Origin of the sequence: Nakamurella flava (assembly GCF_005298075.1) — a bacterium.
GTDB classification, from domain to species: domain Bacteria; phylum Actinomycetota; class Actinomycetes; order Mycobacteriales; family Nakamurellaceae; genus Nakamurella; species Nakamurella flava.
Map to the genome: position 1 here is coordinate 591,601 of NZ_SZZH01000003.1, position 11,830 is coordinate 603,430.

Consider the following 11,830-nt stretch of genomic DNA (forward strand, 5'->3'; position numbering starts at 1 on the left):
CGGGTGACGAGGCGATCGGAATCAGCCGGGGACGGGCGGAGTGCTCTCCCGCAGGACCACGTCGGCGGGGGTGCTCATCAGCGGCGGTGCCTCCGGGTCCGCGGACGACCCCGGCCGCTCGTGACCGGGCAGTGCCAGGTCGACGGCCCACCGACCAAGGTCCACCAGGGGCAGCCGGACGGTGCTGAGCCCGGGTCGCACGTCCCGCAGTGCGGGGGTGTCGCCGAACCCGGCCAGGGCGAGGTCGGGCCCGATCCGGATGTTCCGGTCGCGGGCGGCGGCCATCGCTCCGACGGCCATGGTGTCGCTGACCGCGAAGACGAGGAGCTTGCCATCGGAACCGGTGCCGGTACCGGTGCCGTTCCCGATCTCCTCCCGGTCGAGCAGTTCGGTCATCGCGGCGTACCCGCCGTCCCGGGTGACGGCGGCGGACAGCACGTCCTCGTCGGGCACGGTGGTTCCGACCGCGGCCAGGCCGTCGAGGAACCCGCTGACGCGGTCCTCGGCGGTGAGCAGGTCCTCCGGGCCGGTCAGTACGGCGAACCGTCGGTACCCGAGGCCGTGCAGGGCCAGGGCGAGGCGTCGTGATCCACCCACGTCGTCGGTGACCACGGTGGGGGCGGGCAGCCCGGGTCGGCCGATGACGGCCAACCCGCCGCCCCCGACCCCGTAGCCGCGCAGTTCGTCGGCCAGGCGGTCGGTGGTCTCCGGGTCCGCGAACCGGGCCCCGGCCAGGATGATCGCCCGGGCCCGTTGTCGACGTAGGGCCTCCACGTGCCGGATCTGCAGGGCGGGGTCGAAGCCGGTCGCGGCGACCGTCACGATCAGATCCCGTTCGCTCGCCGCCGCCATCACCCCGGCGGCGACCGCCGCCCCCGTCGGGTCGCCCAGGTCCTGGACCACCAGACCCACCGTGCTGGTCGAGCCGCGCACGATGGCCTGCGCGTTGGCGTTGGGGGAGTAGTCGAGCTCGGCGGCGGCGGCCAGGACCCGAGCCCGCAGATCGGGCCGCACCGTCCGGCCGCCCGCTCCGTGCAGGGCCCGCGAGGCGGTCGCCAGGGAGACGCCGGCCCAGTGGGCGACGTCCGCCAGCGTCACCTGTTCGGCCACCGGCCGAGCCTAGCCGTGACGCCGGGGAAGCGTCGCTGACGCTGACCTCCTGCGCGGCCCACCCCCTGGCAGACCGTGGGGCGCCGAGTTGATCGGCGTCAACGAACTTCGACGGCGTGGGCCGGGTCCGGGGTGCGCGCCGAGGCAGGAGGGAGCGGCCGTCGGACCCGGCCCGCCGGTCAGACGGACCGGGTGGGGGTGGTGATCAGGCTGTCGGGCAGTCGGGCCGGGTCCGGGGCGCCGTTTCGGATCCAGTCGGCCACCACCCGCGAGCGGGACCGGCCGTCGATCCCGCCGCCGCCCTCCAGTCCGTCGACCACCACCGGCGGGGTGGTCCACCGGATGCTGCCGTCCGCGACGGTCGCCCAACCGACGGCCGCCGTCCCGCCCGGTTGGCAACGCCGCAGGCAGGGTGCGGCGACGAGGACCGCGTGCGCTCTTTCGCGCGTCGCCGCCCGCAGGGCCGCGGCGCCGGTACCGCGATGGGCGGGGGAGATGTCGCCGGCCCGGCAGCCCGCGCCGGTGCAGTAGACGACGGCGAGACACCGCTCCCCGCTGGGCTTTCCAGGCCCGGTGGGGTCGGTGGCGGTCATCCCTGCCGGGCCTTCCAGCGCGGGTTGCGCTTATTGATGACGAAGACGCGACCGCGTCGCCGGACGACGATCGAGCCCTCCTTCTGCTTCAGGGCCTTGAGCGAATTGCGGACCTTCATGGGTGGGTCCCTCCTTCCCGGTCCGGCTACTATAACGAGAATCATTCCCACGACAACGGGCGGCCGCGATGGCACCGTCCCGCAAGGAGGACCCGGCCCGTGGCCAAGAAGTCGAAGATCGCCCGCAACGAACAGCGCCGCGAGATCGTCGCCCGGTACGCCACCCGGCGGGCGGAGTTGAAGGAGACGGTGCGATCCCCGCGGTCCTCCGACGAGGAGAAGGCCGCCGCCCAGCTCGCCCTTCAGCGGCTTCCCCGGGACGCGTCGCCCACCCGTGTCCGCAACCGCGACGTCGTCGACGGTCGGCCCCGGGCCTACCTGCGGGCGTTCGGGCTGTCCCGGATCAACCTGCGGGAGATGGCCCACCGCGGGGAGCTGCCGGGCGTCACCAAGTCGTCCTGGTGAGCTCGGCCGCGCCTCGGTCGGGGGCGCTTCGATGAGCGCCGGGCGGCCCGGCCCCCGGGGCGTCCCCGACGAACCGGACGACGACGCGCCGCCGGGCCGGACGGGGTCCTGCGGCGGAACCGGTGGTCAGGTCGACCGTCGGTCCTGTCGGATGTCTGCCTACGGACCGCTCACCGGCCGCGCGACCCGCCGGTCCCCGCTCGTGCCCGCCTACACTGGCTCCCCGTGCTCGTCATCGCTCTGGACACGTCGACGCCCACCGTCACCGCGGCGGTCGTGGAACTGCTCCGACCGCACGAGCTGACCGGCGCGGCCGCCGAGCCGGTGCGCCTGCTGGCCGAGCACACCCATACCGACCCGTTCGCCCACGCCGAGTACCTGATGCCGCTGGTCGACGGGGCCGTCGCCGACGCCGGGCGCACCCTGCGGGACGTCGACGCGGTCGTCGTCGGTCTCGGGCCGGGGCCGTTCACCGGACTCCGGGTCGGCATCGCCACGGCGAGCGCGCTGGCCGACGGGCTCGGGTGCGAGGCGCACGGGGTCCCCAGCCACGACGCGATCGCCCGCCGGGTGCCGGACCGTTCCGGTGGCCTGCTGGTCGCGACCGACGCCCGTCGCCGCGAGGTCTACGTCAGCGCCTACGGACCGGACGGGCGTCGGACCTTCGGACCCGCGGTGCTGGCCCCGGCGGTCGTCGGAGGCGAGCTGGCCGCCGCCGGCATCGCGGTCGGCGCGGTCACCGGGGCGGGGGCCGAGCTCCTCGCGACCGCCCTGCCCGATCTGCCGTTCCGGTCGCCGGAGCGGGCGCTGGGTCTGGGCCTGGTCGAACGGGCCGCCCCGGCCCTACTGACCGGAGCCGTCCCCGGACCCCTGACCCCGCTGTACCTGCGCCGCCCGGACGCGACCGAGCCGTCGGCCCGCCGCTCGGTGCTCGGGCCGGCCGGACCGGCGCGGTGACCGCCGCGTACCGACCGTCACCGACGCTCGAGCCGCTGCCCTGGTGGGACATCCCGGCCCTGGTGGAACTGGAGCGCCGGCTGTTCCCGGGCGACTCGCCGTGGTCGGCGGAGATGTTCTGGTCCGAGTTGGCCGTGGGCAATCACTACGTCGTCCACCGGGACGAGGCGGGCCTCGTCGACGGGTACGCGGGTCTGGCCGTCGGACCGGACGTGGCCGACGTGTGCACCATCGGTGTCCGCCCGGACCGCCAGGGCCGGGGTCTGGGCCGGCTGCTGCTGCGCGACCTGATCGCCGCCTCCGGCGGGCAGCGGATGATGCTCGAGGTCCGCACGGACAACGACCCGGCCATCGCCCTCTACACCTCGGAGGGTTTCCGCCGCATCGGTCTGCGACGGAGCTACTACTTCCCCAGCGGGGCGGACGCCTACACGATGGAGCGATCGGCATGAGGATCACGGCAGCGGGCGAGCAGTACGTCGGCACGGTGCTGATGGGCATCGAGAGTTCCTGCGACGAGACGGGTGTCGGTCTCGTCCGGATCACCGATCGGGGTCCCGAGCTGCTCGGTCAGGCCGTCGCGTCCAGCTCCGACGAGCACGCCCGCTTCGGTGGGGTCGTTCCCGAGATCGCCTCCCGGGCCCACCTGGAGGCCATGACGCCGACGGTGCACGCGGCCTTCGCGAACGCCGGCGTCGCACCGGGTGACGTGGCCGCGGTGGCCGTGACCAGTGGACCCGGGCTGGCCGGCGCGCTGCTGGTCGGGGTGGCCGCGGCCAAGGCGTACGCGACGGCCTGGGGCGTGCCGCTGTTCGGCGTCAACCACCTGGCCGGGCACGTCGCGGCCGACACCCTGGAACACGGCCCGCTCACCGAACCGGCCCTGGCCCTGCTGGTCTCCGGCGGTCACACCCAGCTGCTGCGCATCGACGACCTGGCCACCGACATCACCGAGATCGGGTCCACCGTCGACGATGCCGCCGGCGAGGCGTACGACAAGGTCGCCCGGCTGCTGGGCCTGGGCTACCCCGGCGGGCCGGTCATCGACCGGTTGGCCGCGCAGGGCGATGCGTCGACCGTCCGGTTCCCGCGCGGTCTGACCGGCCCCAAGGACGCCCGCTACGACTTCTCCTTCTCCGGGCTGAAGACCGCGGTCGCCCGCTACGTCGAGACGATGGAACGGAACGGCGCCGGACCCGACGAGCTGCAGGCCGCGGTGCCGGACGTGTGTGCGGCGTTCCAGGAGGCCGTCATCGACGTGCTGACCGCCAAGACGGTGCGGGCGGCACAGGATCTCGGGGTCGGCACCGTGGTGATCGCCGGTGGGGTCGCGGCCAACCGCGGATTGCGCGAGCTGGCCGAGAGGCGCTGCACGGCAGCCGGTCTGCAGCTGCGGGTGCCGCGACCGGGCCTGTGCACCGACAACGGGGCGATGATCGCCGCCATCGGGGCGCACGTGGTGGCGGCCGGGGCGACCCCGTCCGGACCACACCTGACCGGTGACCCCGGACTCCCGGTGAACGTCGTCCACGCCGCCTGAGCGCGGCGGTCCCGAACAGGTGGCCCCGGACCGTCGACCGTGCCCGGAGGGCGGTGCCCGCCTACCCTGACGGCAGGGACAGGAGGCCGTCATGGGCGCACCATCGGTGGACGGGACGAGCGGCTCGACCACGGGCAATCCGTATCTGGCCACGGCCGGGGCGGCCGACCTGCTGGCCGACCTGGAGAAGACGACCGACGGTCGCGCGGGCGACCGGCTGTCGATGGCGATGCTCGGCGTGACCCGACCGGGCTCGGCGTTACCGCCCGCCGAGGTGGACGCGGCCCTGGCCGCGATCGCGCTGCTGATGGCCGAGTTCGAACCGTCCGTGCTGGACGGGGCCCCCGACGAGCAGCGGCTGCGCCGGTGGCTGCACGAGGTCGACACCGAGTTCACCCCCGGCCGCAAGCTCGCGGCGACCGCCGCGCTCACCCGCATCGAGCTGGACCTCGAGAACGAGTGGCAGGACGCGCACCGGGCGGCCGGGGACCGGGACGCCGCGATGGCGGCGGTCCGCCGTCTGCGGGACCTGCTGGCCGACGCCGGCTGAGCGGGATGAGCACGGCGTCGGGGTCGGCCGACCGCGGGGACCGGGGATCGGGACCCGGTCCGGTCTCGCCCGCGCCCGCCGGTTCCGTCGGTCCGCTGGACACCTATTTGATGCCGCGGTCCCTGCTGGAACCGGCGGACCCCGTCGTCGTCCGGGCGCGCGAGGACGAGGTCGAGCGGCGGGTGGCCACCTGCATGGCCGAGCGGGGGTTCACCTACGTCCCGATCCTCGGTCGGTCGCCGCAGTCGCCACCGTCCGGAACCATCGAGCCGGAGCCGGACACCCGCGCCTGGGCGCAGCGGTGGGGGTACGGCATCGCGACCGCACCCCCGACCGGCGGGACCGGCGACGAGGTCGGCGGGTCCGACCCCGATGCCGCCGTGGTGCAGGAGCTGGATGTCGCCACGCGACGTGACTACGAGCGGGCGTTGTACGGCCGGGCCCTGGACGACGGGGCGCCCGACCCGGACGTCGAAATGCCCTCAGCTGACGGCGATCTCGCTGCGGACCGGGCTGCCGCGGCGGCTGCGCTCGACGTTTCCTGCCGGACCCTGGCCATCCGGGCCGTGTACGGCGGGACGAGTCCACGCGCGTTCCGGTGGCCCGACGGGATGGATCCGTGGGCCGACCGGGCCCGCCTCCACGACGCGGCGCTGGGCGACCCGCGGGTCGTGCGGGCGCTGGCGGACTGGTCGCGGCGGATGACGGAGTCCGGCCACCCCGGCTTCGCCGACCTGGACGGCCCGGCGGCCTCCGTGGTCGAACGGCGGGACCGGATCATGGCCGGCGCCGGCGACGAGACCGCCTCCGTCGCCGACGAACTGGCCCGGCTCGCCCGGGACGAGGTGGCGCTGGCGGTGGCCGATTGGGACGCCCGCGCGGCGTCGCAGGTGGTGGCGACCATGGTCGGCGTCCGGTGGGAGCGCGAGCGGGAGTACGTCGCCGAGCACCGCACGGCGTTGACGGCCCACCGGGACGCGATCAACGCCACCGGTTGACGGGCGCGCCCCGGGCCCGGCGCATTCGAAGGTCCGCTAGGGTCCGGCCCGGGGGTGGCCATGAAGGCTCGACGGTGGGTCCGGACGACGGTGGCGTTGTCCGTCGGGCTGGTGGGCCTGATCGGCTGCGCCGCGGCGCCCGACAGTGTCACCGCGGCCGCGGCCATGCCGCTCGACCCGTACCTGCGGCCCGCGGACGCTCCGGCGCCGCCGTCCACCCCCGAGGAAGCGGCCGCGGCCAGATCCGTCGTCGAGGACGCCGTCGCCGCCTGCATGGCCGAACGGGGTTTCCACTACGTGCCGTACGTGCCGCCGGCCACCGGTGCGGAGTACGCCCCGGCGTCCCGGGACTGGTCGGCGCAGTGGGGGTACGGCCTCGTCGCCCGGGTCCGCCCGGCCGCCGACAGTCAGGACCCGAACCCGGCCATCCGAGCGGCGCTGAGTGCATCCGAGCAGGGCGGATGGGATGACGCGATGTCCGGCTCGGTGGTCGGCGAACAGGCCGTCCCGGGGTCGGAGAGTGTTGCCGCCCAGGCGTTTCCCGCATCGAGTGAGCCGTCGGTGCTCGCGGCCCCGCCGGCGATCGACGGCGCGGTGCCGGTCGAAAAGCCGGCGACGGTGACCGTGGGCGATGCGCCGGTCCCGACCCCGACGTCGGCCGCCGAGATCGACGAGAACGGATACGCCCACGAACCGGGTTTCGACGCCGCCGCAGCGGCCGCCGCGGCGGACCAGGCCGCGCAGGCGCAGGCGGCGGCGGAAGCGGCGGAAGCGGCCGCGACACAGCTCACGACGGAGGAGCCCCAGTCGGTGCCGGTACCGGTCGGGGACTGGTCGAGGTGACGGCGTGGGCGTACCCAGGAATCGAGGCATCGGCCGGCACCGGATCGGCGGTGGTCGAGCCGGGATCGGCGGTGGTGTCCGCCGCCGTCCGCGCCGGGGACGGTTGCCGGCAGCGGGCCGAGAACGCCGGCAGCGCCTGGACCGCCTACACCCCACTCGACGGCGGTTCCGACCCCTGGGGCCTCCGCACCCTGATGTCCGGTGCTGTCCTCGACGCTCCCGAGGTGGTCGCCGCCCGGGGCCGGTGGTCGCACTGTCTGGCCGAGTCCGGTCATCCGGGCATGACGACGGAGTCCGACCCGCCGACGTCCGTCGAGCAGGCGTTGACCGCTGCCCGCAGCACCGACGACGGTGGGCAGGACGCACGGCTCGCCGCTGTCCAGGCGAGTGAGATCGCGCTGGCCGTGGCCGACCACGACTGTCGGGTGAGTTCCGGTCTGACCGCGGCCCGGGACGCTGCGCAGCGGGCGATGGAGCAGGAGTACGTCGACGCCCACCGCGCCGAACTGGAACAGTTGCGTGCCGCGATCAACGGCGGCGGGTGAACCGGGGCCCCGGTGGTTGAGACCTGGCACTCGCATGGCTAGAGTGCTAGTCGAACGGCGCAGTGAGAGCCCGGCACCCGCGACGACGGGCCCGCAGTGCGTCGGACATCCAACGACAGCACAGCCAACGGGCAGGCCGTCCGACGGTCCGCCCGCTCGAACCCCCGAAGGGGAGGTCACACCGTGGCGAGCGTGAACATCCAGCCGCTCGAGGACAAGATCCTCGTCAAGGCCAACGAGGCTGAGACGACGACCGCGTCCGGCATCGTCATCCCCGACACCGCCAAGGAGAAGCCGCAGGAGGGCACCGTCCTCGCGGTCGGCCCGGGTCGTTACGACGACAACGGCAAGCGGATCCCGGTCGACGTCGCCGAGGGCGACGTCGTCATCTACTCGAAGTACGGCGGCACCGAGGTCAAGTACAGCGGCCAGGAGTACCTGCTGCTGTCGGCCCGCGACGTGCTGGCCAAGGTCGCCAAGTAACACGACCCGGCTGACGCCCCGGCCGCCCACCTCGGGCGCCGGGGCGTTTCGGTTGGCCCGTCAGGGCAGATCTTCCCGAGCCAGAACCGTCCGGTAGCCGGCCACGAACCGGCCTTCGATCGACCAAGGACTGAAAACATGGCGAAGCACATCAGCTTCGATACGACCGCCCGCGCGGCTCTGCAGCGCGGCGTCGACAAGCTGGCCGACACGGTCAAGGTGACCCTCGGCCCGCGGGGGCGCTACGTCGTCCTCGACAAGAAGTTCGGCGGACCGACCATCACCAACGACGGCGTCACCATCGCCCGTGACGTCGAGCTGGACGATCCGCAGGAGAACATGGGGGCGCAGCTGATCAAGACGGCGGCCACCAAGACCAACGACGTCGCCGGCGACGGCACCACCACCGCGACCGTGCTGACGCAGGCCATGGTCGCCGAGGGCATCCGCAACGTCACCGCCGGCGCCAACCCGATGGCCCTGCGGTCCGGCATCATGCAGGCCGCCGACAAGGTCAACGAGCTGCTGTCGCAGTGGGCCACCCCGGTGGCCGGCGACCAGGCCGCCATCGCCCAGGTCGGCACCATCGCCGCGCGCGACGAGACCATCGGTGCCCAGCTCGGCGAGGCCATCGGGCACGTCGGTGCCGACGGCGTCGTCACCGTCGAGGAGCATTCCGGCCTGACCACCGAGCTCGAGTACACCGACGGTGTGCAGTTCGACAAGGGTTACCTGTCGCCGTACTTCGCGACCGATCCGGAGGCCGGCGAGGCCGTCCTGGAGAACCCGTACATCCTGCTGGTCCGCGAGAAGGTCTCGGCGCTGGCCGACCTGCTGCCGCTGCTGGAGAAGGTGCTCGCCGAGTCCAAGCCGCTGCTGATCATCGCCGAGGACGTCGACGGCGAGGCGCTCTCGACGCTCGTGGTGAACTCGATCCGCAAGACGCTGTCGGTGGTCGCGGTGAAGGCGCCGTTCTTCGGTGACCGTCGCAAGGCGTTCCAGCAGGACTTGGCCATCGTCACCGGGGCCGAGGTCGTCTCGAGCGAGGTCGGACTGAAGCTGGCCGAGGTCGGGCTGGAGGTCCTGGGGACCGCCCGTCGGGTCGTCGTCACCAAGGACGAGACCACGCTGGTCGACGGCGGCGGGTCCGCCGAGGCGGTGGCCGACCGGGCCAAGCAGCTCAAGGCCGACATCGAGGCCAGCGATTCCGACTGGGACCGCGAGAAGCTGCAGGAGCGGCTGGCCAAGTTGGCCGGCGGCGTCGCCGTCATCAAGGTCGGCGCAGCGACGGAGATCGAGGCCAAGGAGCGCAAGCACCGCATCGAGGACGCGGTGAACGCGACCAAGGCCGCGGTGGCCGAAGGCATCATCGCCGGCGGTGGTTCGGCGCTCGTCCACGCGGCCAAGAGCCCCGAGCTCACGGCCCTGGCCGAGTCCCTCCCGGCCGACGAGGCCATCGGCGTCCGCATCGTCCAGCGCGCGCTGTCGGCCCCGGCCTACTGGATCGCCGCCAACGGCGGTCTCGAGGGCGCGGTCGTCGTCTCCAAGATCGCGGACCTGCCCGTCGGGCAGGGCTTCGACGCGGCGACCGGCGAATACCGCGATCTGGTCGCGGCCGGCATCATCGACCCGGTCAAGGTCACGAAGTCGGCAGTGTCCAATGCGGCGTCGATCGCCGGCATGGTGCTGACCACGGAGACCACGGTCACCGACATCCCCGAGGCCGAGCCGGCCCCGGCCGCCGGTGGGCACGCGGGTCACTCGCACTGATCGATCGGTGGCGCGATGGTTCCCGTCGCGCCGCCGCCGCGAAGGCGCCCGTCCCGTGCAGGGGCGGGCGCTTTCGTCGTTCCGGTCGGTCTTCAGACGTGTGGTCGCTCAAGGCCGTCAGGGTGATGACGCACCAATGCGTCGCCTGTTGGAGTGAACACGGACATCGATATCCGCTACAGCGGGCGACGTCAGGCCCTACACTCGAAGAATGTCCCATCTATCCGTCAGTCCTTCGAGCGGTCGTCGCTCGCAAGGACCAACGGCAGTGGTGGCTTCGCGCAGATCCGCAGCCGGCCACCGGAGGTGGCCGACGGCGGATCGGGCGGTCGGGTCAGGCCGAGGCGGCCGGGCGGACCGGGGGAGCGATGAGCGACGCCCGCTCGCTCTCCGACAGGCCACCCCAGATGCCATAGGGCTCGTGCACCTGCAGGGCGTGCGCGCGGCAGGCGGCGACGGCCGGGCATTCCAGGCAGACGGCCTTGGCCTTGGCTTCGCGGCGAGCGCGGGCCGGCCCACGTTCACCCTCGGGGTGGAAGAAGAAGGAACTGGCCATGCCGCGGCAGGCTGCGTGCAGCTGCCAGTCCCACAGATCAGCGTTCGGGCCGGGAAGGCGCCGGGTGTCTGCCACTGCGATCCCCATTTCGACAATCCGGTTGCTCGGGCAACACCAGCCGGGAACAGGGCGCGGTCAACGACCTTCGGGATGGGGCAGGGGGATTCAGCTGCACGGTTCGCGGTGGACCTTGCAACTGGACTGCCGTTGTTTCCGTCGGGTACGGGCCGGATCCGCGCTGATCTCGGCGTTGTTGATCACTCGACCCTAGATCGCGCAAGCGGCATCGACAAGACCTTGATCACAACGTTGTGCGAACTTTGTCCCGGTCCTCGGTCAGTTGACAATCCGAATCCTGGTGCAGCATGCAGGTACCCCGGATGGGTGGGTGAACACGAGTGGAGTAAGTGCCGCAGGGTGGCCTCCCGGGGTTTAGTCTCTGGTATCGGAGAGTGTTCGACCCGCGGTTTTCGACTACTTTCCGTTGCGGGGCGGACGATGGTCGGCAGGGGATGGCAACACCCATCGCCGCGTCGACCAGGCTGGATGTACTGCCGCCGCGTCAGACGTACCGGATCACCGGTGTGCGGCGCGGCGGTTGTTGTGGTGGGCAGGCCGAACTCAGGGGGTAGGACATGACGAGTGTGCTGATCTGTGACGAGCGCCGTAGCGCTCGCGACGGATTGACACGGGTGATGGGGTCGGTGCCGTCGGTCGACGGGATCGACTGTGTCGCCAGCGGGGACGAGCTGCTGGCCCGCTACGGGCGGCAGCCCGCCGATGTGGTGCTGATCGGTACCCAGCGGGCGCTGACCAGCGGAATCGAGGCCACCCGGCGGCTGCTGGCGATCCACCCGTCCGCCGTCGTCATCGTCTTCGGGTCGCCCGACGACACCGCGTCGATCGCCGCGGCGATCGCCTGCGGCGCGCGGGGCTTCCTGCGCTGGGACGCCACCCAGCCGGAGATCGTGGCTGCGCTGGCCGACACCCTCACCACGCCGCGGGCCCCGGCCCTGCGCGACGCCGGCGACGGCGAGGCGCCCCTGACCGAGCGTGAGATGCAGGTGCTGCGGGGGATGAGCCAGGGGCAGTCCAACGGCGAGATCGGCCGGGAACTGTTCCTCTCCGAGGACACCGTCAAGACGCACGCCCGTCGGCTGTTCCGCAAGCTCGGCGCCCGGGACCGCGCGCAGGCCGTCGCCCTCGGTTTCCGCCGCGGCTTCGTCGCCTGATCGGGCGACGGCTCGTCGTCGCGTCCGGACCGGCGGGGGAACCGGCCCGGACGGCGTCGTGTCGTCCTGACGCCGCCGGCGTCGCCCATGTATCGGGCCCGTGACGTTTTCGGACGCAACGGACAATCG

Annotated in this window: 15 protein-coding genes; 11 read left to right on the forward strand and 4 right to left on the reverse strand. The window is 73.0% G+C overall.

The genetic code is table 11. From position 1 onward, the window contains the following. Nucleotides 1-21 precede the first annotated feature (21 nt). From FDO65_RS14550 to ykgO, 3 genes are all read right to left on the reverse strand, one after another. Nucleotides 22-1,110, reverse strand: a complete 1,089-nt coding sequence (locus FDO65_RS14550; protein WP_137450392.1) for a LacI family DNA-binding transcriptional regulator — start codon at nucleotides 1,108-1,110, stop codon at nucleotides 22-24. A 179-nt stretch (nucleotides 1,111-1,289) separates the two neighbouring features. Further along, on the reverse strand, nucleotides 1,290-1,703 hold the full coding sequence (locus FDO65_RS14555) for a hypothetical protein (RefSeq protein ID WP_137450393.1): 414 nt from the start codon (nucleotides 1,701-1,703) through the stop codon (nucleotides 1,290-1,292). Then, nucleotides 1,700-1,822: a type B 50S ribosomal protein L36 gene (ykgO, locus tag FDO65_RS14560; RefSeq protein ID WP_137450394.1), complete on the reverse strand. Its 123-nt coding sequence runs from the start codon at nucleotides 1,820-1,822 to the stop codon at nucleotides 1,700-1,702. Before ykgO ends, FDO65_RS14555 begins: the two co-directional genes overlap by 4 nt. Before the next feature lie 99 nt (nucleotides 1,823-1,921). On the opposite strand from ykgO, the gene rpsN reads away from it, so the two are divergent. The 10 genes from rpsN (at nucleotide 1,922) to groL (ending at nucleotide 9,913) form a co-directional block, all read left to right on the forward strand. Then, nucleotides 1,922-2,227, forward strand: coding sequence for a 30S ribosomal protein S14 (rpsN, locus tag FDO65_RS14565; protein WP_137450395.1), 306 nt, complete (start codon nucleotides 1,922-1,924; stop codon nucleotides 2,225-2,227). A 225-nt stretch (nucleotides 2,228-2,452) separates the two neighbouring features. Beyond that, nucleotides 2,453-3,184, forward strand: a complete 732-nt coding sequence (gene tsaB, locus FDO65_RS14570; protein ID WP_137450396.1) for a tRNA (adenosine(37)-N6)-threonylcarbamoyltransferase complex dimerization subunit type 1 TsaB — start codon at nucleotides 2,453-2,455, stop codon at nucleotides 3,182-3,184. After that, complete coding sequence (gene rimI, locus FDO65_RS14575; RefSeq protein WP_166442197.1) at nucleotides 3,181-3,636, forward strand: ribosomal protein S18-alanine N-acetyltransferase; 456 nt, start codon at nucleotides 3,181-3,183, stop codon at nucleotides 3,634-3,636. Before tsaB ends, rimI begins: the two co-directional genes overlap by 4 nt. Next, a complete protein-coding gene (gene tsaD / locus FDO65_RS14580; RefSeq protein WP_137450397.1) occupies nucleotides 3,633-4,724 on the forward strand; it encodes a tRNA (adenosine(37)-N6)-threonylcarbamoyltransferase complex transferase subunit TsaD in 1,092 nt (363 codons plus the stop codon). The genes rimI and tsaD overlap by 4 nt, the downstream gene beginning before the upstream one ends. Nucleotides 4,725-4,815: 91 nt before the next feature. Beyond that, a complete protein-coding gene (locus tag FDO65_RS14585) occupies nucleotides 4,816-5,274 on the forward strand; it encodes a hypothetical protein (RefSeq protein WP_137450398.1) in 459 nt (152 codons plus the stop codon). Between the two features lie 5 nt (nucleotides 5,275-5,279). Continuing rightward, entirely contained in the window at nucleotides 5,280-6,272 is a 993-nt protein-coding gene (locus FDO65_RS14590) for a hypothetical protein (RefSeq protein ID WP_137450399.1), read from the forward strand. A 60-nt stretch (nucleotides 6,273-6,332) separates the two neighbouring features. Next, complete coding sequence (locus FDO65_RS14595) at nucleotides 6,333-7,115, forward strand: hypothetical protein (protein ID WP_137450400.1); 783 nt, start codon at nucleotides 6,333-6,335, stop codon at nucleotides 7,113-7,115. After that, nucleotides 7,112-7,660 carry a hypothetical protein gene (locus FDO65_RS14600; RefSeq protein ID WP_137450401.1) on the forward strand — a complete coding sequence of 183 codons (549 nt, stop codon included), beginning with the start codon at nucleotides 7,112-7,114 and terminating at the stop codon, nucleotides 7,658-7,660. The genes FDO65_RS14595 and FDO65_RS14600 overlap by 4 nt, the downstream gene beginning before the upstream one ends. 183 nt (nucleotides 7,661-7,843) lie before the next feature. Next, nucleotides 7,844-8,143, forward strand: coding sequence for a co-chaperone GroES (groES, locus tag FDO65_RS14605; RefSeq protein WP_137450402.1), 300 nt, complete (start codon nucleotides 7,844-7,846; stop codon nucleotides 8,141-8,143). Nucleotides 8,144-8,281: 138 nt separating this feature from the next. Continuing rightward, entirely contained in the window at nucleotides 8,282-9,913 is a 1,632-nt protein-coding gene (groL, locus tag FDO65_RS14610) for a chaperonin GroEL (RefSeq protein ID WP_137450403.1), read from the forward strand. 334 nt (nucleotides 9,914-10,247) lie between these two features. Here groL and FDO65_RS14615 read toward each other — a convergent pair whose 3' ends face one another. Then, the gene (locus tag FDO65_RS14615) at nucleotides 10,248-10,556 is read right to left on the reverse strand and encodes a WhiB family transcriptional regulator (protein ID WP_137450404.1); all 309 of its coding nucleotides are present in this window, start codon (nucleotides 10,554-10,556) and stop codon (nucleotides 10,248-10,250) included. A gap of 548 nt (nucleotides 10,557-11,104) precedes the next feature. On the opposite strand from FDO65_RS14615, the gene FDO65_RS14620 reads away from it, so the two are divergent. Beyond that, a complete protein-coding gene (locus tag FDO65_RS14620; RefSeq protein WP_137450405.1) occupies nucleotides 11,105-11,701 on the forward strand; it encodes a response regulator transcription factor in 597 nt (198 codons plus the stop codon). Nucleotides 11,702-11,830 lie beyond the last annotated feature (129 nt).